The sequence below is a fragment of the Photorhabdus stackebrandtii genome (genome assembly GCF_011189495.1).
In the GTDB taxonomy this organism is placed as follows: Bacteria; Pseudomonadota; Gammaproteobacteria; order Enterobacterales; family Enterobacteriaceae; genus Photorhabdus; species Photorhabdus khanii.
In genome coordinates this window covers 20,151-42,605 of the sequence record NZ_PUJV01000008.1, presented here as the reverse complement: position 1 = coordinate 42,605, position 22,455 = coordinate 20,151, and the positions used below count along the sequence as shown (strand labels likewise).

Below are 22,455 nucleotides of genomic sequence, written 5' to 3'. Positions count from 1 at the left end.
CAGTTTTATCTTTTTTAGCCCTCTCCCCTCAAAAATTGGTTATGATTACAAATGGCTTACCTGATGCTGACCGGCTGTTAATTGATATGTCAGAAAATTGTTGCGAGGAGGATACATATATGAATTTATTAGATAATTTACAAAAAAAACTAGATGGTTACTTTAATAAAACAAGTGGAATTAACTATGTAAAAATATTTGATACTCCCAAAATATGGGGGCTTCCTTTTGGAAAGGAGATAATGCCACAGGCTGTTAAAAGAGCAGAGGAATTTGAAGATGCTATTGTCAGCATTCTGGAAAACATGCGTTATCGCTGTGATATTTCCTCCTTAAATGCTCCAGATGCAGAGTGGAGAAAAGTTATCCTATCAGCTATTGATAGCGCATTTACAAAAAAAATCAACAGGAAGGACAGAACTCAGATAAGGTTCTTATTCGCTCAAACACCGACATCTTTATTAAACGGTGTGAATTCATATTTTGAAGGTACCCCTGAATATCTGGCATTGAAGAATGATATTATCAAATTAATTCAGGAAAGGAGAGATAATTGGGAGTGTATACCTGAAATATGGATTGGTAGGTTTTACAGGATAGTAGACGGGCTTAAAATATCATTAGATAAGAAGCTGCTGCCAGAGGAAATGATCCCAGAAGCTGATACCAGAATGACATGGAATCATACAAAAATTATCGCCGTTGATGGAATTGAGTCATTTGTCGGGGGCCATAATTTAAATATGGATCTTTTTAGAAATTACCCTCCAGTTCATGATGTCTCAGTTAAAGTTATAGGAACGGCATCATTAAGCTCACAATTATTTTTAAATAACATGTGGGAGGCTAATACAGACCTCTTAACTAAAGAATTCTTTGATATAGATAAAAATAGGTGGATTAATGCAAATGGTATTGTGGGAAAGCCGGAAGATCCATTAAAAAAAGAGTACATTACTGAATATATAGACAGAAAAAAAGAAGAATGCCTAAAAAACCCACCTAAGGACCCAGAATATAAGAAAGCCAGTAGGATATTATCCGTAGGTAAATATTGGTCTGGGCCTGATATGCGAACGGATTATAAAAAAGGCTCTGAAATAATGAAAGAGTTTATAATAAAGAATGCAAAGAAAAAAATTCGCATGTCCCAACAAGATCTTGTCAGTGCATGGAAAAAACAATGGCGAGACCATCATGTGTGCCGATGGTTGATCGAAGCATTACTTTCCAACCCCGAGCTGGAAGTTCAAATTGTTGTATCGCCACTTGATGCAGCAGCAGGTGCTGCTGGTGATCAATATTCTTTTGGTTCTGGAGCCAAAAGAACGTTTGAAATATTTAAATACTATTTAACACATGATGAGCATACCGATGAGAAACTGGAAGATCCGGATGGAATCAGGCAAGCCGCACTGAAAAGAATAGCAGTTGCCCCTTTTTTCTTTACAGACAAAGTACCTGAAGATCTTTTGATTGAAGGTACTACATACAAATGGCCAACCCCGGATGAAAATTCTTATACTGCCACGCTAAAAGAACCGTCTCTTTCTGAAAGAGCTCCACAGGTAGGTGCTATAGGACGCCCATTCCGATCCTTAATTAAAGCAAGTGGTCCGGTATATCCCAAAGTTCCCCCTGCTCCTGGAAATCATGCAAAAGTAACAATAATTGATGATGAACTCTACGTGGTTGGTTCTGATAATCTCTATCCGGGGTATCTTTCGGAGTTCAACTATCTTATTGAGGGAGAAGATGCGGTGAAAGCTTTCATAGAATCCTACTGGGAACCGTTGTGGAAATACTCAGGAATACATTCATTTAATCACAAAAATACTTGATGTAAGTAACAAGTGTATTGATATATTCCCGCCAAATGCAGGCGGGAATATAACTTGAAAAGCATTAAAGACATGGCTTTTCAGAGTAGAAGGCCAAATCAAAGCGTTTTTCACCAATGAATCACACTCATAATACAAACCAGGTACTTTTAAATTATTTACGATTAGATCTTGGCGGCGGCCAGATATTTTGTCATTTCATCATCAGGCACCATACCACCACCGGTTGCCCAGACTAGATGTGTAGCCTGTTTCATCTTGTCCATCGAAAGGTTCTTACTATTCAGGTAATCAAGGTTTCCGCTAACACGAGCAGGACCAACCATCCCGACTAACGCCGAAGGCTCTAACCGAATGCCCTCATCACGATCCAGTAAGCCTAACAAGTTATACATATCCTGATCATGAACGGTATAAAAACCATCCAGCAAGCGTTCCATCGCGCGTCCAACAAAACCGGAAGCCCTTCCTACCGCAAGACCATCGGCAGCAGTAATATTGTCGATACCAATATCCTGTACACAAATATTGTCGTGCAAACCGGTATATACACCCAACAACATACATGGAGAATGAGTAGGTTCAGCAAAAATGCAGTGCACATGATCACCAAAAGCCAGCTTCAATCCGAACGCGACACCACCAGGACCACCACCAACGCCACATGGCAAGTAAACAAATAATGGATGATCTTCATCAACGACCCTATTCATTTGCTCAAGCTGCACTTTTACCCGTTCACCTGCGACAGAATACCCCAGAAACAACGTTTGGGAATTTTCATCGTCAATAAAGAAGCAGTTGGGGTTGGATTCCGCTTCTTTACGACCCTGGGCCACAGCCACCCCATAATCTTGTTCATATTCCACGACATTAACCCCATGTGAACGTAGCTTTTGCTTCTTCCATTCACGGGCATTGGCAGACATGTGCACACTGACGTTAAAACCCAGTTTCACACTGATAATTCCAATGGATAAGCCCAAATTCCCGGTAGAGCCTACAGCAATGCTGTATTGATTGAAAAACTGCCTGAACTCTTCTGAAAACAGTTTGCTGTAATCATCGTCTTCAGAAAGTAAACCAGCTTGTAACGCCAATTTTTCCGCATGAGCTAATACTTCATAAATTCCACCGCGGGCTTTAATCGAACCAGAAATGGGTAAGTGGCTGTCTTTTTTGAGTAAAACTTTTCCTGTGATATCGACACCATAATGTTGCTCCAATGTTTTCTGCATCACTGGAATAGCGACTATCTCTGATTCAATAAAGCCATGTGTGGCTTCTGTTTCCGGGAAAACTTTACATAAATAAGGTGCAAAACGATTCAGGCGTGCTTCAGCATCCCCGACATCATTAGCATCCAAGCCCACGAAAGGTAATCCCTCTTTCAAAGTGGTGCTACAAGGGTTAAACCAAAATATTTCCTCCAATTCGATTAAATTTTTTACTAACGGATATTCATTTAGTAATTGTTGAATCTCAGTACTTTTCATTTATGTGTCCCAAGATTGGTGTTTCCCTGGTATATAGAAAACAACTCTTACTCTTTTGATTCTTAAAATTATTATTATATTCAATATGTTATGTTTACTATGATTTTCTAGAGAACATCAGTGCATCACAATTTATTAATTTTTTATCTTCCCCTTATTTTGATTACTACGTTGTTATTATTTATTTTTTATTATCTTAGCTATAAAGCTGCCTATTTTATAGGCTTCCCTGGTACTGACACATTCGCACTTCTTATTTTTATTTTCAAGACTGAGCTATTAATCCCTCCAATTACACGATGGTAGAAAGGAGAAATGCCTCAGCCAGCGCAGCAATAGATGCAATAAATGTTGCGGTTGTATAGTGTTTAAAAATTTCACTGAGCATTGCGCCACAATAATGCTTAACCAGCCAAAACAGCGCGTATCAGTTACGATAGTATAGCCGATAGCACCAGAACTAATAGCTAACGTAATGATTTCAGGGCCGATATCTGAATATAACGGTAATATTGGTGAAACAATCGCTGTTGCGTCCATCATTGCAACGGTTACTAAACTAACCGCCGCATGAGAAATAATAGCAACCAACCAAGATAAAATAATCGGATACATATCCAGGCCCGACAAAATAACGACCAGCGTATCACTAAGCCCGCTTGCTTTCAGAATGCCATTAAATGCTCCGCCTGCGCCGATAATCAATAAGATACTACCGAGGAATTTCTGAAATACAGCCGGACGTAGAAGAATAATACAGTGAATCGCCATTAATAATGCTGTACACAATGGGATCGCTAATTTCAACAGTGACGTATTGGTTTTCACGACAATAAAAAAAACCAGTGGGATGAGTACCACTACCCCCACTTCAACAAACAGCATACCACCAGCCACCCCATCAATGGCGCTCACCATCCCAACAGGGTTCAATCCCATTAATGCACCGACATAAAAGCTTACCAACAAGAGCACCAAAAAAGGGTGAGTTTTTAATTTAATTATCGTAAATACAATTAACACAATACTTGTGAGTAATGTACCTATCACCCAAGGTTGTGAATCCACTTAATCATTCCCCACAGCCAGCCTCTGTCCGTTACATACATTTTCACTATTGAATATGAATATCCAATTTTTGACAAATGATTAATACATAGTCATGCATGAACCAGATTGAGCCAATACAGTGATGCAGATCAAATTTTTTACTTTATTTGAGATTTAAATCACTAAAACTATCTGAAACATGCAGCCTTAATGATACGGTTGCATTATCCCGTCGTCGATGAAACAGAAACATTATAAATATGTACACAGATGATAATTTCATGGTTGTCAATAAGCTACTCAATGGAAACCAGTTATCAAAACTGCATACATTTGAGGTAGCGGCCCGTCACTGCTCTTTTGTTCTGGCTGCTGATGAGCTAGCTATCAGTGCCAGTGCAGTCAGCCATCGAATTAGTTCACTGGAACAAGAACTGGGGTTCAAACTTTTCCAACGTTTTCACAGAAAGATTGAATTAACTTGCGAAGGAAAGCGTTTATTTTGGACAATTAAATCGACTCTGGAGCATTTGAATCAGGAAATTCTGGAAATAAAAAATCAGGAGTTATCGGGTAATCTGACTATTTACTCCCGCCCTACTTTTACTCAATGCTGGTTAGTTCCCAAACTGGCTGATTTTAATCAGCTATACCCGTCCATTAATTTGAACATTCTGGTCGGTAACGAAAATGTGAATTTCCGCGGTTATGGTATCGATCTTGCGATTTACTTTGATGATATTATATCTAATGAGCTATCACATCAATATCTGATGAGTGAATACATTACCCCAGTCTGTAGTCCACAATATGCAGAAAAGCATAACCTGATGGGAAATATCGATAATCTGCAATATTGTACACTACTGCATGATAAACAAGCATGGAGCTACGATTCTGATACCAAAGAGTGGGACACCTGGACAGAACACTTTGACATTACACTGGACCCATCACAAAAGTGTATAGTCTTCGATCGCTCTGATTTAGCTGCCGTCGCTGCAATGCACCACGCGGGAGTTGCAATCGGAAGAAAAAATATGATTTGGGAAAAAATTGAAAACAACGAATTAGTCGCCCCCTTTCCCAACACCGAAGTGCTATGTAAACAGTATTACTATACCTGTACCCTACCCCAACAACAGAATGAGAAAGTTAATGCATTTATTAAATGGTTGAAATCAACCATTGACGGATAAAAATATAGCCAGCCGTTAATAGATACATCAAACTCATTCTGCTTTCAGTGGCGATTTCTCATCGTCACTGAATTTAACAAGGCATTCTACCGTGCCTTTAAACCCATCATTTATTGATTCCAGTAAAATATGATCAACCACGAGTCTGGATACAGTTTTGTCTTATAATACATGATTATTTTAATACTGTTTGTTTTTAACCATATCAAATAGATGACCCTTGACAATCCTACATGCTAAAAAAAATAATTAGATTATATTTTTCATAGGAAAACTAATATAATGATAATTCACATCTTGCTGATGTGATAAATTTTTCAAAGAAGAGGTTTATATGAAAAAATTAATTATTCTGTTAATAGCAGTTCTTTCATTCAGTACTGATGCTAAAAATAAAGTCGATGTTTCAAAGATCTTTGGAAAGATTAAAATCGTTGAATCATTTCCAGACTATAAAGTAAAGGTTGTTGAGAACACGCCCGATCTAAAAGTCAAAATTGTCGATAATTTCCCTGATAAACCTGGAAAATGGAAATTTGTTGATTCATTGTAAGAAAAGCATAATGGGTATGCCATTCGATTAAATAACTTCACCCTATGTTATGGTCATAGATCAAATGAAACAAATATATTTATACATAAATACTTCAGTGAAATTAGTTTCATATAATAATTCCATATAAGGTAATTATAAGTCTTTATCACAATTTTCGGCTATAAAAATAGACATTCCTATATTATTAGACTATTTAGTTAGCTAACTCAGTAAAACTTATTCATTTTTATCTTGCTTACGTCTGACAACCACGCTTATCGAATTATACCCGTTATCTTTCAAGTTGCCTCTTTGTTGGCTGCACTCGCTCACCCCGGTCACATAGTTCGCTATGCTCCCGGGGATTCGCTCCCTTGCCGTCTCGATGCATCTTGAAATCTATAGGGTATATATATAAATAGATAAGATTATTTTTCTGCTAATAGTAACAAACGACTCACATTTAATTTCATTGGTTATTATTGGAATAAAGTACATAAATTGACGTTTTTCTGAATGAATATAGAAATAAGGAGTCTTTAGTATAGATAAGTTATTGGCAAAAAAAGAGGAAAGAATTTCACAGATAATAATTGACGAATATGACAACAATAAAGCAATTATTTATCATTCTTCTCTGCTGCTATTCATCAGAAGAAAGTAATAATAATAGTTAGTTAATCGTGTATAAAATCTAAATTTCATCAAAAAATATATACTAATGGCTTAAGTTATGATATTTATTATGGCCGTTAGTAAGTGCTCCATTCAAATAGTCATAAAGTAATTTACTTCGAAATTATATAGAGTGTAATTAAATGCAAAAAATTTTACTAAGCTGTGGTGTTCTTCTTTCTGTATCTGCAATAACTTTACCTGCTTATGCAGAACAGCATACAGCTTCTATCGGATATGCCTATGTGAAACCAAAAGACATTAAAGCACTAAATGGCGCGACACTGAGTTACCGATATGAATTGGATGATCAATGGGGAGTGTTATCATCATTTACCTTTGCTAAAGGAAATGAAAAGGAAACAATAGATCGCCAAGAAATTGATACTAAGTATTATTCTTTGATGACTGGCCCAGCTTATAGAATTAACGATTATATTAGTTTATACAGCCAGGTGGGTCTATCCAAATTAAATCTAAAATTTTCTAACGGTAATGATGGAGAAATAAAAGAAAATGCCTTAGGTTGGGGAGCTGGCTTTATTGTAAACCCAACAACGAACACATCAGTTACAGTCGGTTATGAAGGCAGCCGATTTGATATCAAAGACGGTGTAGATAAATATAAAATTTCTACCAATGGCTTTAATATAAGCGTCGGATATCGTTTCTAATTCAATCAATAAAAAGATTATATTATCACCAAGGTTGTTATATGATTTATAACCTTGGTGATTTATTCAAGAATTTCAACTAAATTTTGCATATCAGCGAAATAAATTCGTCACTTAAGAAATTAACTAACATTGAATATTTTGATTCATCAAATTCAGATTGCACATAGACTAATGAAGCATCTAATTCTGGTTTTCCATGACGACAAGTTCGGTACACCTGCACCACATTTTGACTAAACTTTGTTGGCGGGATAGCAACTTGATAGAAAAAGCTAATAAACGGATAGCACCATTACAAAACGCTATTGATTTAGAGCTATAGAAGAGGAAAGCATGGTTTTACCGGCTTGGAAAAAATACCGGGTCATGCTTAATCGGGTTGATACTTCGAAAATACCGGAAATTGACTGACCAACGCCACCATTATAAGTAAGACATTCATAATTCATTGAGTTAATTGGTGGGTTGTCGGGGGCTCGAACCCCGGGCCAATTGATTAAGAGTCAACTGCTCTGCCGACTGAGCTAACAACCCAACGTAAACAATTATTATCCTATAAAAGGCTATCGTCAATATATTATGACTATTTTTTTCCAAATGAATCATTCATATTCAGTTTGAATGGTACTAATAAGTCAAATTGTAACCAATTTGTTTTTAACGTGAGATCAGGCTGTTATTATTATAGTAATCTGTGTCACAATATTTTTCGCAAACATCACCACATATAAGGCCACTTAAAGAGCCGTAACAATTTACCTAAGAAAATATTGGACACTATTCTATGGCAGAAAAAATACAAACAACACTTTCCGCTAAAGCCGGGGAAACGCAACTACAACGCAATCTGAGCAACCGACATATACAACTTATTGCTATCGGTGGTGCCATTGGCACAGGTCTGTTTATGGGATCAGGGAAAACCATCTCTCTTGCCGGACCATCGATTATATTCGTTTATATGATTATCGGCTTCATGCTGTTCTTCGTTATGCGCGCAATGGGCGAGCTACTGCTCTCGAACCTGAAATATAAATCATTCAGTGATTTCTCCGCAGATTTACTGGGGCCCTGGGCTGGTTTTTTTGTCGGCTGGACTTACTGGTTCTGTTGGGTCATTACCGGTATCGCCGATGTAGTCGCCATCACCTCATATATCAGCTACTGGCAACCCGATTTTCCCCAATGGATCACTTCCCTGCTCTGCGTTTCACTATTGCTGGCCCTTAACCTGGCAACAGTGAAATTATTCGGTGAAATGGAATTCTGGTTCGCCATGATAAAAATAGTTGCCATTGTCGCGTTAATTGTGATTGGCGCTGTTTTGATTGGTATGCATTTTCAATCCCCTGCGGGTCATACCGCCTCACTGACAAATATATGGAATGATGGTGGATTATTTCCAACAGGGTTAAGTGGATTTTTTGCCGGGTTCCAGATAGCCATATTCGCCTTTGTAGGAATTGAATTAGTGGGTACCGCTGCCGCAGAAACTAAAGATCCAATGAAATCACTTCCCAGAGCAATTAATGCTATCCCGGTTCGTATTATCACCTTCTACGTACTGGCACTGATAATTATCATGTCAGTCACACCGTGGCGTTCAATCATTGCAGACAAAAGCCCTTTTGTTGAGCTGTTCGTTCTGATTGGTTTACCCGCTGCCGCCAGTATCGTGAACTTCGTAGTATTAACATCTGCCGCATCTTCAGCAAACAGTGGTGTCTTTTCCACCAGCCGTATGCTGTTTGGACTGGCAAAAGAAGGTGATGCACCACAGCAATTCAGCCGCCTTTCACGCCGCTCCGTGCCCGCGTCAGGATTAATTTTTACCTGTTTATGTTTATCCTGCGGTGTGGTGCTGATTTATTTAATTCCTGATGTGATGCATGTATTTACATTGGTGACAACCATTTCAGCCATTCTGTTTATGTTTGTCTGGAGTATGATCCTGTGTTCATATCTGGTTTACCGGAAACGTCGCCCTGCATTACATAAGGCTTCAATATATAAAATGCCGCTGGGGATTATTATGTCGTGGGTCTGTCTGGCATTTTTTGCATTTGTTCTGATATTGCTCACATTACGAGATGATACCCGCCAAGCATTAACCATCACACCGGTTTGGTTTCTAGTATTAATTATTGGTTTTCAAATTGTAAAAAAACGTAGAACTCGCTTATACAGCTAACTTATTTAAAGATTAATGTGAAGGCATTTTGCCTTCACAATTTCCGGTTTTACTTTAAATCACTTAGTGTTGTATTGCGCTTCAGCATCAATAAAACGCTGTTGCGCTTCTCTGCTTGGCGCTTTACCCAACAAGCTGACAACAACTATCGCAATAGAGGCAAAGATAAAACCAGGGATAATTTCATACAACGCAAACCACTGGTACTTCATCCACACTAATACGGTTATTGCACCCACCAACATACCCGCCAGTGCACCATTGCGTGTCATACGTTTCCAGACAACAGAGATCAGTACCACCGGACCGAACGCCGCGCCGAACCCGGCCCAGGCATTACTTACCAGTGCCAGCACTTTATTGTCAGGATTAGTTGCTATTACCATAGCGACGGCTGCCACTAATAGCACCATGAAACGCCCCACCCATACCAGCTCTTTCTGGCTGGCAGATTTGCGAATAAAGGGCTTATAAAGATCCTCAGTCAATGCACTTGCACAGACTAACAACTGGCAGCTAAGCGTACTCATCACCGCAGCCAGAATCGCCGACAATAAAATGCCCGCTATCCACGGATTAAACAGAACAACTGCCAGTTCCATAAAGATACGCTCACGATTGGCAGTGACCGGACCAGCCAGATCAGGATGCATTTCAAAATAAGCAATACCAAAGAAACCGACAGAAATCGTTCCTGCCAGGCATAACACCATCCAGGTCATACTGATGCGACGAGCTTTACGAACAGTGTGATGGGAATCTGCCGCCATAAAACGCGCCAAAATATGTGGCTGACCAAAATAACCTAATCCCCAACCCAATAGCGAGATAATAGCGACAAAATTCAACCCCTTAAACATATCCAGATAAGCGGGGTTTTTCGCTGCTATCAAAGCAATAGAAGTATCAATGCCGCCGATAGAGAAAATAACGATAATCGGGGTCAGGATAAGAGCGAAGATCATTAACGAAGCCTGGACAGTATCCGTCCAGCTGACAGCCAGGAAGCCACCGAGGAATGTATAGGCAATCGTTGCCGCAGCACCAAGCCACATGGCTTTCTGATAACTGATACCGAAAGTGCTTTCAAATAACAATCCTCCGGCAACAGCGCCAGAAGCACAATAAATAGTAAAGAAGATCAGGATAACCAGTGCGGAAATAATACGCAGGATCTTACTGCTATCTTCAAAACGACTGGTGAAATAATCGGGTAGTGTCAGCGCATTATTATTGACTTCCGTCTGGATCCTTAACCTGCCCGCAACTAATTTCCAGTTCAGGTAAGCGCCTAAAGAAAGGCCAATCGCTATCCAGCTTTCTGAAACCCCAGCGAAATAAACTACGCCAGGCAAACCCATTAATAGCCAGCCGCTCATATCCGAAGCACCGGCAGACAAAGCCGTTACCATGCTACCTAATCGCCTTCCTCCCAAGATATAGTCATCAAAATTTTTGGTTGAGCGATAAGCCAAAAAACCTATCAACAACATTCCAGTAATGTAGACAATAAAGGTGATTAGCATTGGTGTATTTACTGTCATGCAGGTTCTCCATAGTGTTATCTGTGTTTTGCAAAGCCGCAGTTCTCCTGGGGACACAGAGTTTTCCCTGTCAGGTTCAGGAACGTTGCACCTGATTGCACCTAAAGATGGTTTATAATTTTAAATTGAAATAATTATTTTTGTAACAAATTAGCAAGTCACAATGAATCCTAGATTAGCAGCAGGTAATTTAACAACTAATTAACGCCATTTTTTATAAGAAACGTTTGCTGAATCACATTTATTTGATTTAAAGGGTATACTTTTTAACCGTTTCATGGTTACCTCCCTAGCATTAGCCATAAAATGCCAAACCAATATATATCAATTAGATAAAGTCACAAAAATAAATATCCCCTCTTAATTATAATAACTGGATTAATTTCACAAAAATCAAACAATCCATACGCAGAAGGTTGCACAAAGTTGCAACATGTCAGATATTATCATGCAACTTAGATAAACCTTACCTATTAAGGAGCGAGGATGGGTAGTACAACAATGGGCGTGAAGCTTGATGAGGCAACTCGTGATCGCATTAAAGCCGCTGCACTGCGGATTGACCGCACTCCGCATTGGCTGATTAAACAAGCTATTTTCAATTACCTTGAACGTCTTGAAAATGATGAGCAGATCACTGAGCTATCTACCAGTCAGGATCTTAAAGAAGAGAAGATAACCGCAGAAGAAACTGTCATAGACTCTTCTCATCAACCTTTCCTCGACTTCGCAGAACATATCCTGCCTCAATCAGTAAAACGTTCTGCAATCACCGCAGGTTATCGCCTGCCGGAAACACAAGCAGTGCCAATGCTGCTGCAACAGGCGCAATTACCAGAAGATCAGGCACAAGCGACGCATAAACTGGCTTACAGCATTGCAGAAAAATTGCGTAACCAGAAAAACAGCGTTGGACGTTCTGGCTTGGTTCAAGGGTTGTTGCAGGAGTTTTCACTGTCATCTCAGGAAGGCGTTGCCCTGATGTGTCTCGCAGAAGCCCTGCTCCGTATTCCAGATAAAGCCACCCGTGACGCGCTGATCCGCGATAAAATCAGCAATGGCAACTGGCACTCCCATCTGGGCCAAAGTTCATCCATGTTTGTCAACGCAGCAACATGGGGCCTGCTGTTTACCGGTAAACTGGTTTCTACCCACAACGAAGCCAAACTTTCCCATTCACTGAATCGCATTATCAGTAAAAGCGGCGAACCATTAGTTCGTAAAGGCGTAGATATGGCGATGCGCCTGATGGGTGAACAGTTTGTGACAGGTGAAACTATCGCTCAGGCATTGGCAAGCGCACGTAAACTGGAAGAAAAAGGCTTCCGCTACTCCTATGACATGCTGGGTGAAGCCGCTTTAACTGAGGAAGACGCTCAGGATTATATGGTTTCCTACCAACAAGCGATTCATGCTATCGGTAAGGCATCCAACGGCCGCGGTATTTATGAAGGACCTGGGATTTCCATCAAGCTTTCTGCCCTGCACCCGCGTTATAGCCGTGCTCAATATGAACGAGTCATAAGCGAGCTGTATCCGCGCCTGCTTTCCCTGACATTACAAGCCCGTCAATATGATATTGGCATCAATATTGATGCAGAAGAAGCCGATCGTCTGGAAATCTCTCTCGACTTGCTGGAAAAACTCTGTTTTGAACCACAATTGGCCGGTTGGAATGGCATCGGTTTCGTCATTCAGGCTTATCAAAAACGCTGTCCATTTGTTATCGACACGATAGTTGATTTAGCACAACGCAGCCGTCGTCGCCTAATGGTGCGACTGGTAAAAGGCGCGTATTGGGATAGTGAAATTAAACGTGCGCAAATAGATGGGCTGGAAGGCTATCCGGTTTACACCCGCAAAGTCTATACCGACGTTTCCTATCTGGCTTGTGCCCGCAAACTACTGTCAGTACCAAACCTGATCTACCCTCAGTTCGCTACCCATAACGCTCATACTTTATCTGCGGTTTATCATATGGCCGGTCAAAACTACTACCCTGGTCAATATGAGTTCCAATGCCTGCATGGCATGGGAGAACCACTGTATGAACAAGTGGTCGGGAAAATTGCTGATGGGAAATTAAACCGCCCATGCCGTATTTACGCACCGGTAGGCACTCACGAAACACTATTAGCTTATCTGGTCCGTCGTCTGCTGGAGAATGGTGCTAATACATCCTTCGTCAACCGTATCGCCGATACCACGTTGCCACTGGATGAACTTGTTGCTGACCCAGTGAAAAAAGTTCAAAAGATGGCCGAAACCGAAGGGCAAATCGGTCTTCCACATCCGAAAATCCCGCTTCCTCATGACCTGTATGGCAAAGATCGCGCAAACTCAGCCGGTCTGGATCTTTCCAACGAACATCGGCTGGCTTCTCTTTCCAGTGCGCTATTAAGTTCTTCTACTGAAGAACGGTACAGTGAACCACTATTGGGTGGCAATTATTGCCATCAAGGTGAACTACCTGCTGCCAAGCCTGTCATTAACCCTGCTGCACCACTGGATATCGTCGGCCATGTTCGTGAAACAACTGAACAAGAAGTCGCTTATGCTCTGAATGCCGCAACAGAAGCCGGAGCAATCTGGTTTGCGACTCCGCCATCAGAGCGCGCAGCAATTCTGGTTCGCGCTGCTGAATTGATGGAAAGCCAAATGCAGCCGCTGTTGGGTATTCTGGTCCGGGAAGCTGGCAAAACCTTTAATAATGCGATTGCTGAGGTACGCGAAGCGGTAGATTTCCTCCATTATTATGCAGGGCAGGTCCGCCATGATTTCGCTAATGACACCCACCGCCCATTGGGGCCGGTTGTGTGTATCAGCCCGTGGAACTTCCCATTAGCCATTTTTACCGGACAGATAGCGGCTGCGTTGGCTGCCGGTAACAGTGTATTGGCAAAACCGGCGGAGCAAACCCCATTAATCGCCGCGACGGCGGTCAAAATATTGCATCAGGCAGGAATTCCCCATGATGTACTGCAATTATTACCTGGCCGGGGTGAAACCATTGGTTCACTTCTGGTTGGTGATGAAAGAGTACGTGGTGTGATGTTTACTGGCTCCACTGAAGTGGCTGGCCTGTTACAACGTAATATTGCCGGACGGCTTGACACACAAGGGCGCCCAACCCCGCTCATTGCAGAAACCGGTGGCCTGAACGCCATGATTGTCGACTCTTCCGCTCTCACAGAACAAGTTGTTACTGATGTAGTCGCCTCTGCTTTTGACAGTGCAGGTCAACGCTGTTCTGCCTTGCGCATCCTCTGTATCCAAGATGATGTGGCAGAACGCACCATCACCATGTTGAAAGGCGCAATGTCTGAATGCCGAATGGGCAATCCTGAACGTCTTTCTACCGATATCGGCCCGGTCATTGATGCTGAAGCCAAAGCCGGTATTGATCGTCATATTCAGGCAATGCGCACCAAAGGACGTGTGATTTATCAAGCAGCGCAAGACAATGTGGCTGACAGTAAAGAGTGGGAGCAAGGTACGTTCGTTAAACCGACACTGATTGAACTGGAAAGTTTTGATGAATTGAAACAAGAGATCTTCGGCCCGGTTCTGCATGTTGTCCGTTTTAAACGTAATGAGCTGGATAAGTTACTTGATCAGATAAACAATTCCAACTACGGCCTGACACTGGGCGTACATACCCGTATTGATGAAACTATTGTACAAGTCACCTCTAAAGCGAAAGTGGGTAACCTGTATGTTAACCGCAATATGGTAGGTGCTGTTGTTGGTGTGCAACCGTTCGGTGGTGAAGGCTTATCCGGTACAGGTCCAAAAGCGGGTGGTCCGCTCTATCTGTATCGCCTGCTCTCTTGCCGCCCTCAGAATGCCATTAATCAGACGCTGGAACGTCAGGATGTTGAGTATCCGCTGGATGCCAATGCTCGTTCAGTGCTGATGGCACCATTTGATGCACTGGCAGAATGGATTACCACTCAGCACAATGAAGAACTAAATCAGTTAGTTCAACAGTACAAATTGCTGGCACAAGGGGGAACAACCCGCCTGTTGCCTGGGCCGACAGGTGAACGCAATACCTATACCCTGTTACCTCGTGGTCAGGTACTGTGTTTGGCGGATAATCAACAGGATACATGGATCCAACTGGTAGCGACATTATCTGTTGGCTGTCAGTTACTGTGGCAAGATGATGAAATACATCAACAACTGTTCCGCCAATTGCCGGATAGTGTCCGTAAAACAATCACTCTGGTGCGGGACTGGCAGAGTGAAAATACGGAATTTGAAGCTGTTATTTACCACGGCGATTCTGATCAACTCCGTCAGGTTTGTGAACACATCGCCCAACGTAAAGGCGCCATCATCTCCGTACAAGGTTTTGCCCGTGGAGAAACTAACCTGCTGTTAGAACGTCTGCTGCATGAACGTTCACTGAGCATTAACACTGCCGCGGCAGGGGGCAATGCCAGTCTGATGACTATCGGTTAATTCCAGAAAAGCGAAGGGGAACACACTGAAAATGTGTTCCCCTGAAATTGAACATCTCTTTGCTATATTATATTTCCAGCTTAGTGGCCGCCCTGTTGCCAGCTCAAATACTGCTCATACTTCCGCAAAGCAATGTTGTAGTTACTGAATGCTGACTGTGACAGTTTATCACTCAGTTGTTCCTGAATTTTCTCTGTTGTGAACTCTTTTACAGGGTAATTGCTTGAAGTGAGCAATTCATCCAAACGTCTTAAACGAACCACATACTCACGAATAGTACTATGACTCATTTCAGTTTGTTCAAACAGGTACTGTTTGAAAGACATGATGTCAAAATAATCTGTCTCGCTATTGCAGTAAATCTCACTGCAAAAACGGCATAACGCGACAAATTTATCTTGCAGTTCATCCCAGGTCTTGTCATCAATCAACTCCGTCATTTCGGAGATAGACTCTTTGTTGATCACCTGGCCATTAAAAACCAAAGAGATGCGGTCAAGAGCTTTGTGACAATGCAAGCAATGAGTTTGACTATGTTTGTAGTCTTTAATGTAACGGCTGAGCGGCCGTTTCTTTTGTGTTGTAACAGACATAAGAGATAAAGCCCTGTGTGTAGTCTTAAACAAAAAACAAATAAGCAAAAAGTTACTTTTCCGGATTTAAGCGTGCCCGCAAGCGTTTAATCGCCTGGCTGTGTAACTGACTTATACGGGACTCCCCGACTTCAAGTACTGCGCCAATCTCTTTCAGATTAAGTTCTTCCTGATAATACAGCGTCAGAACCATTTTTTCTCGCTCAGGTAACGAATCAATAGCATCAATTACCCGCTGACGAACGTCACTTTCCAGCAATTGTTGTAAGGGATTGGTTTCATGCCCTTCTTCAATAGCAGGCTCACAGCTTTCACCATGCATTTCATGCCATTCATCATACGAAAACAATTGACTGTTATTCGTATCTAACAGTATCTGCCGATATTCTACCAGATCAATCTTTAATTCTTTAGCAACTTCCTGCTCACTGGCTGGACGGCCTAAGTCTTGCTCAAGTTTACGGATGGTTTGCGTCACTTCGCGCGCATTACGTCGCACGCTACGCGGAGCCCAATCGCGGCTCCTTAACTCATCCAACATTGCACCTCTGATGCGCTGTACCGCATAAGTGGTAAACGCGGTTCCCTGTAAGGAATCAAAACGTTCCACCGCATTTAGTAAGCCGATTCCCCCGGCCTGAAGCAGATCATCCAGCTCCACACACGCGGGTAACCTAACTTGTAGCCTTAACGCTTCATGGCGAACTAATGGTACATAGCGCTTCCAGAGGCTGTTTTTGTCCATCACGCCTTCGGCGGTATACAAATCGCTCACAACAACAGACACCTTTGGAATAAGAGACTAACTACCATTATCCAATCCCCTAACAAGGGCAATCGTTTGAACAATGTAGTAAAAGCACTTCTTTTTCACCTATGCGAAATTTATTGCCCGCCTAATAGTAACACAAATTTTAGGCTGTTCACGATAAACGACTAAAAAAGAAGGACCGGCGAGCCGATCCTTGATTTATTTGAATTTTTATGTGAATCAGGTTCACATATTGTCTTAGCTGAAAAATTAACGCAGCAGAGACAGGACAGTTTGAGGAACCTGGTTAGCCTGAGCCAGAACCGCAGTACCCGCCTGTTGCAGGATTTGACCACGGCTCATGTTAGACACTTCGGTCGCGTAATCAGCATCTTGGATACGGCTACGAGCAGCGCTCAGGTTGTTAACGGTGTTGTTCAGGTTGTTAACGGTAGATTCAAAACGGTTTTGGATAGCACCCAGAGAGCTGCGCAGTTTGTCAACTTGTGACAGAGCATTGTCTAAATCGCCTAACGGCTTAGCATTCTTGTCAATCAGGTTTGTTTTAACGCCTACCTTAACGTTACCCTCATTGTCAATAGTGGCTTTATAATATACGTCTTCATCGGTTTCTTTATCTTTACCGGTTATAACGTATTCGCCCTCAATTTCCTTACCATCTTTATCGACGGATTTAACGACTTTGGGATCATTAACATCATCAAGATCAGTTACTGGTTTTACTTTAACCTTTTCGGTTTTACCCGGAACGTCAATCTCATTAGCTGGATCGCCTACACGCACTCCAACTAATGAGTTAACATTAAATTTGCCCAGCCCCAGTGTTTCTTTGTCGATTTGTTTCAGATTGATGGTGATAGTTTCCTTATCGTTAGCACCAACCTGGATGGTCAATTCACTATCTTTACTTAGGACATTAACGCCATTAAATTGAGTTTGTTCAGAGATACGATTAATCTCGTCTAAACGCTCATTCACTTCTTCCTTAATAGAGTTAATATCGCTTTCAGAGTTGCTACCATTTTGTGCCTGAACGGTCAGTTCACGAATACGCTGTAAGTTGGTATTGATTTCGTTCAGAGCACCTTCGGTAGTCTGTGCGATAGAGATACCGTCGTTAGCGTTACGTGCTGCCTGAGACAAACCTTTAACGTTTGCAGTGAAACGGTTAGCGATCGCTTGACCAGCAGCGTCATCCTTCGCGCTGTTGATACGCAGACCAGAAGACAAACGCTCGATAGCGTTACCCAAAGCACTCTGGGATTTATTCAGGTTATTCTGAGTCAGCAAGGACAAGCTGTTGGTGTTGATGACTTGTGCCATAGTTAGAGTTCCTTTTAAAATCAAGTCGATAAATAAGTTTGGGCCTTTGCCCACGGTGTTCATCACCGCCAACAGTTTTATCGGCGTTCCTCAAAGAACCTTTAATTTTTCTTGAAAAAACTTTTTCTTTTTTATCACACTTCCCTTATAAGCCAAACAGCGCCCGTTCTTGGCGATTATTCCTACCATCAAAAAATTATTTTTATTAGTAAACTTTTTTCGAAACTTACCGATAACCGATTCAACAAAGCTTTACTAATAAAGGAGTCAATAATGGCTAGCATTTCTTCATTAGGAGCCGGATCGGGGATGGATTTGGGCTCTATAATAGATAAACTTCAGGCAGCAGAACAAAAACGTTTAGAACCACTGACACAACAACAAACCAGTTATAAAGGTAAGCTAACAGCTTTTGGTACGTTAAAAAGCAGCCTGGAAAAGCTGGAAACGGCGTCTGAGTCACTGAAAAAATTCGATAAACTCAATACAACCACCGCCAGTGAAAAACATGAGGCATTCACGGCCAGTACTGACTCTAAAGCCAGCCCAGGTAACTACAGTATTGAAGTTAAACAATTGGCACAGGCGCAGTCATTACAGACAAAAAAAGTCGATGACCTAAAAACACAAATGGGTGAATCTCTGGGCAAAGGTAAAACCCGGACAATCACCATCACCCAGCCTGGCGAAAAAAAGCCGATGAAAATCGAGCTGACAGACGAACAAACGTCCATTATTGAACTACGTGACGCAATTAATAAACAGGAAGGTAATGTCAACGCCAGTCTTTTTAAGGCAAAAGATGGCGAAAACTATTTAATTCTGACGGCTAAAAAAGCCGGCACTGAATCAATCATGACAATCAAGGTTGAAGGTGACGACAAACTGGGTCAGTTTCTGAACTACACTCCGGGCACAGATGGCGCTAAAGGCACAGGTGGGTTAACTCAAACAGTTGACGCTAAAAATGCACTTTTAACCATCAACAAAATCGAAATTGAGCGTCAAACAAACCATATTACTGACGCACCAGAAGGCGTTAAGCTGGATCTGAAAAAAACGACTCACGATAAAGATAAACCGGGGGAACATAAGCCTGAACTGCTGGTGGTATCCCGTGATATTGAGCCGACGAAAGAGGCGATTAAAAACTGGGTTGATGCTTATAATGAGCTGCAAACGACGTTTGATTCTCTGACCAAATTTAAACCGGTAAAACAGGGTGAAGAACCATCGAAAGATAATGGCGCTTTATTAGGTGATAGCACCCTACGTGGAATACAAAACCAACTGAGAAGCCAGGTTTTCAGCTTTCAGGCCGTTAATGATATTCAAACCCTGAATAAACTGGGCATTAAACAAAAAATTGATGGCAAACTGGAAATTGACAAAGAAAAACTGGAAAAAAATCTAAAAGAAAAACCGGCTAATGTGAAAGCGTTCTTTATGGGTGATGGTAAAGAAACAGGTTTTGCCACCCAGACACATAAACTCTTAAAAAACGCCCTGGATAGCCACGAAGGTACATTAGTCACCGCGACTAACGGCATTAATAAGCGTCTGAAAACACTTGAGAAGCAAGTAGACAGAACACAAATCAACATTAACGAAACGATTGAACGTTATAAACGCCAATTTTCACAACTGGATAAGATTGTCACTTCCTTGAAACAGACCGGCAACTTCCTATTACAACAGATGAAAAATAATTAAAGGAAATTATGTATCAACGTTCGGCAAGTCAATTATATGCCCAGATAGATGTGGAGAGCGAAATTATGAATGCTTCCCCCTATCAGTTGATTCAGATTTTGTTCAACGGGGCGCTAAGCGCCCTGCGTCGGGCAATTATTCTGATGGAGCAAGGTAATATCGCGGAAAAAGGCGCAGCTATTTCCAAAGCGATCAATATCATTGATAATGGCCTCAAACAGGGGTTAGATAACGAGAAAGGCGGAGAGCTGGCACACAATCTCGCCTCCCTTTACGACTATATGACCCAACGTTTACTCCACGCTAATTTACGCAATGATGAGCCAGCCATTACCGAAGTTATAAAGTTACTCACCGAGATTTCAGAAGCTTGGCGGCAAATTGGCCCTCATTACAACGCCAGTCAGGATATTGTTTAATGGATAATGAAATGGATCTTTTGTCAGCTTACCAACGGATCCTAAGTTTAAGTGAGCAGATGCTTAATTTAGCTAAAAACGAAAAATGGGATGAGCTTGTTGATATGGAAATCACCTACCTGAAAGCAGTAGAAGTGATCAGCCAGTCTTCAATATCATCTGCCACCTCTCTTTCGTTACAGCAGAAAATGACCCACATTTTGCAGACAATTTTAGATAATGAAAATGAGATAAAAGAACTGCTACAGAGAAGACTTGATGAACTCAGCAAACTCATCAAACAAGCAGGCCGACAGCAATTATTAAATGATAGCTACGGCCAATTTCCTGTTGAACCCTATCATACCCTTATGAGCTCTACGGAACAGAAGTAATTGAGAAATAAAGGTGATGTATCTTCATCACCATTATTTACTCATCTTGTGAGTTTGGTTCAGCACGCATTGATCTCAATTCAAATTAGAGAAAATAGATAATAAAATCTTGGTAATTAAATAGTGTTCTGCTGTTCATTCTCAATATTTTATACATCAATGAAAGGTATTTTACATCTCTGACGAAAATATGTAGTATCCTGGTCTACAAATCAGGATTGTTCTTCATATTCCCCATTAGAACAATGGCCGTCCGTGGGATGAGCTATGGTCGCCCCTGTGAGTTGTCGTTAATAGGACGCCGACCGCAATGCAGGTATGCGGGTGATTGCGTAGCAGATAATAAGAAAGGCCACACCAGAGCGTAGCCTTGAATTATCAGCTAACTATTAAGAATAGATTCCATGAGGGTCTTTATACTCGAAAATAAATTCAATTTCTAACGTTTCACCAACATGTTCCTTAAATAGATCTGCAAGGTTAGAGAGGTCGTAATTGTTTCCTACCATATAGGACAGAGTATTTTGGAGACCTAAGTTAGCATTGGGTATGCTGTATTCTTTGTCTAAAAAGAGCTGATTTAAAAGGTCACTGGGCATCGGTCAATAGCAATTGACAATTAACATTTAAATTTGAAAATAAAGATGCCATTCTCGTCAACTATCAAGATTATCACTGAGAAATAACAAAATGAGCAGAATGTATAACCCGACACATCCCGGATTTGTTTTACACGAATATCTCGGAGATATATCTGTAACCAACGCGGCAAAATCATTAAGCATTATCCCGCATATTAAACGGCAATGCCGGTATATCCGCCGATATGGCATTACGTCTGGAGGCAGCATTGGGAACCAGCGCTGAAATGTGGACCGGAATGCAGTCCCAATATGAGCTGTGGGTTGCCTCTCAGCACAAAAGACCAGAAATAAAACCGATAGTTGCATAGCCATAAAATTAAAAGCCACCTGCAAATCCAAGTGGCTATCCCAAAACAGGAAATACAAAAGGTTTATCACAATATCTATCAATAAGTTAATATTCCTACACCTGCATACTCATAATTTCCTGATAAGAAGCCACCAGCTTATTTCTCACCTGAACGCCCATTTGCAAGGAGATACTGGATTTCTGCAGATCCACCATCACATCATTCAGTTCAATACCCGGTACACCCAGGGTAAAATCCTGTGCCTGTTTCGTGGCATGTAAACGTGTCTGATTAATTTTACCAACCGCCGCCGTCAGTTGACTGGCAAATCCCCCCTGCAATGGCATGGGTTTTGCGATACTTGCCGCCTGTAATACCTGAGCCTGCATCTGTTGCAGTACTCCTTCAATTGCCTGAATTGACATAAAAACCTCGTGTTAAACCACCTTATACCCTACGCAATTCAATGCCATATTAACCAAAGTTTTATACGGCATATTTTCACGCTGCCACCCTAACATAGCCCCTTCAATCTAAAGCGGGTAATTAACGTAAAAAGTCAGGGCTTATTGCGCCATTAAAAGATGAGTGAACAGCGAATAATGACAAGACTGAAAACAGGAAAAATTTTTTCGCTTGCGTATGGGGAGTC

General features: G+C 41.4%; 15 protein-coding genes, 1 tRNA gene and 3 pseudogenes. 11 read left to right on the top strand and 8 right to left on the bottom strand.

The features are described from left to right. Nucleotides 1–119 precede the first annotated feature (119 nt). Nucleotides 120–1,841 carry a phospholipase D-like domain-containing protein gene (locus C5470_RS08885; protein WP_166287903.1) on the top strand — a complete coding sequence of 574 codons (1,722 nt, stop codon included), beginning with the start codon at nt 120–122 and terminating at the stop codon, nt 1,839–1,841. A 164-nt stretch (nt 1,842–2,005) separates the two neighbouring features. Here the strand turns inward: C5470_RS08885 and C5470_RS08880 are convergent, their stop codons facing one another. Next, a complete protein-coding gene (locus C5470_RS08880; protein WP_166287900.1) occupies nt 2,006–3,337 on the bottom strand; it encodes a D-serine ammonia-lyase in 1,332 nt (443 codons plus the stop codon). A 292-nt stretch (nt 3,338–3,629) separates the two neighbouring features. Further along, nucleotides 3,630–4,405: pseudogene (locus tag C5470_RS08875) on the bottom strand (GntT/GntP/DsdX family permease). A 242-nt stretch (nt 4,406–4,647) separates the two neighbouring features. Between C5470_RS08875 and dsdC the strand changes: the two are divergent. The 4 genes and pseudogenes from dsdC to C5470_RS23395 all read left to right on the top strand — a co-directional run. Further along, entirely contained in the window at nt 4,648–5,586 is a 939-nt protein-coding gene (dsdC, locus tag C5470_RS08870; protein WP_166287897.1) for a DNA-binding transcriptional regulator DsdC, read from the top strand. A gap of 334 nt (nt 5,587–5,920) precedes the next feature. Beyond that, entirely contained in the window at nt 5,921–6,139 is a 219-nt protein-coding gene (locus tag C5470_RS08865; protein WP_166287839.1) for a 7(1) septoil knot domain-containing protein, read from the top strand. Nucleotides 6,140–6,939: 800 nt separating this feature from the next. Then, nucleotides 6,940–7,470, top strand: coding sequence for an Ail/Lom family outer membrane beta-barrel protein (locus C5470_RS08860; protein WP_166287894.1), 531 nt, complete (start codon nt 6,940–6,942; stop codon nt 7,468–7,470). A gap of 256 nt (nt 7,471–7,726) precedes the next feature. After that, nucleotides 7,727–7,884: pseudogene (locus C5470_RS23395) on the top strand (tail fiber assembly protein); the annotation flags it as partial. Nucleotides 7,885–7,931: 47 nt separating this feature from the next. On the opposite strand, the gene C5470_RS08850 reads toward C5470_RS23395, so the two are convergent. Then, nucleotides 7,932–8,007: transfer RNA gene (locus C5470_RS08850), tRNA-Lys, on the bottom strand. A 250-nt stretch (nt 8,008–8,257) separates the two neighbouring features. Between C5470_RS08850 and cycA the strand changes: the two genes are divergently transcribed. Then, on the top strand, nt 8,258–9,664 hold the full coding sequence (cycA, locus tag C5470_RS08845) for a D-serine/D-alanine/glycine transporter (RefSeq protein WP_166287891.1): 1,407 nt from the start codon (nt 8,258–8,260) through the stop codon (nt 9,662–9,664). A gap of 59 nt (nt 9,665–9,723) precedes the next feature. On the opposite strand, the gene putP is transcribed toward cycA, so the two are convergent. After that, entirely contained in the window at nt 9,724–11,208 is a 1,485-nt protein-coding gene (gene putP / locus C5470_RS08840; RefSeq protein ID WP_166287888.1) for a sodium/proline symporter PutP, read from the bottom strand. A 486-nt stretch (nt 11,209–11,694) separates the two neighbouring features. Here putP and putA point away from each other — a divergent pair, with 486 nt between their 5' ends. Then, the gene (gene putA / locus C5470_RS08835) at nt 11,695–15,675 is read left to right on the top strand and encodes a trifunctional transcriptional regulator/proline dehydrogenase/L-glutamate gamma-semialdehyde dehydrogenase (RefSeq protein ID WP_166287885.1); all 3,981 of its coding nucleotides are present in this window, start codon (nt 11,695–11,697) and stop codon (nt 15,673–15,675) included. An 80-nt stretch (nt 15,676–15,755) separates the two neighbouring features. Here the strand turns inward: putA and fliZ are convergent, their stop codons facing one another. From fliZ to C5470_RS08820, 3 genes are all read right to left on the bottom strand, one after another. Next, nucleotides 15,756–16,268 (bottom strand): flagella biosynthesis regulatory protein FliZ, encoded by a 513-nt coding sequence (fliZ, locus tag C5470_RS08830; protein WP_036849087.1) that lies wholly within the window; start codon nt 16,266–16,268, stop codon nt 15,756–15,758. Between the two features lie 52 nt (nt 16,269–16,320). Then, nucleotides 16,321–17,043 carry an RNA polymerase sigma factor FliA gene (locus C5470_RS08825; RefSeq protein WP_036849082.1) on the bottom strand — a complete coding sequence of 241 codons (723 nt, stop codon included), beginning with the start codon at nt 17,041–17,043 and terminating at the stop codon, nt 16,321–16,323. Between the two features lie 246 nt (nt 17,044–17,289). After that, on the bottom strand, nt 17,290–18,363 hold the full coding sequence (locus tag C5470_RS08820) for a FliC/FljB family flagellin (protein ID WP_166287882.1): 1,074 nt from the start codon (nt 18,361–18,363) through the stop codon (nt 17,290–17,292). A 273-nt stretch (nt 18,364–18,636) separates the two neighbouring features. Here C5470_RS08820 and fliD point away from each other — a divergent pair, with 273 nt between their 5' ends. The 4 genes and pseudogenes from fliD to C5470_RS08795 all read left to right on the top strand — a co-directional run bounded on the left by fliD (nt 18,637) and on the right by C5470_RS08795 (nt 21,821). Next, nucleotides 18,637–20,076, top strand: a complete 1,440-nt coding sequence (fliD, locus tag C5470_RS08815; RefSeq protein ID WP_166287879.1) for a flagellar filament capping protein FliD — start codon at nt 18,637–18,639, stop codon at nt 20,074–20,076. A gap of 8 nt (nt 20,077–20,084) precedes the next feature. After that, the gene (gene fliS, locus C5470_RS08810) at nt 20,085–20,495 is read left to right on the top strand and encodes a flagellar export chaperone FliS (RefSeq protein ID WP_021324066.1); all 411 of its coding nucleotides are present in this window, start codon (nt 20,085–20,087) and stop codon (nt 20,493–20,495) included. Beyond that, complete coding sequence (gene fliT, locus C5470_RS08805) at nt 20,495–20,869, top strand: flagella biosynthesis regulatory protein FliT (RefSeq protein ID WP_132355550.1); 375 nt, start codon at nt 20,495–20,497, stop codon at nt 20,867–20,869. Before fliS ends, fliT begins: the two co-directional genes overlap by 1 nt. A 690-nt stretch (nt 20,870–21,559) precedes the next feature. After that, nucleotides 21,560–21,821: pseudogene (locus C5470_RS08795) on the top strand (HigA family addiction module antitoxin). A gap of 95 nt (nt 21,822–21,916) precedes the next feature. On the opposite strand, the gene fliE reads toward C5470_RS08795, so the two are convergent. Then, nucleotides 21,917–22,228: a flagellar hook-basal body complex protein FliE gene (gene fliE, locus C5470_RS08790; protein ID WP_166287876.1), complete on the bottom strand. Its 312-nt coding sequence runs from the start codon at nt 22,226–22,228 to the stop codon at nt 21,917–21,919. Nucleotides 22,229–22,455: the final 227 nt, after the last annotated feature.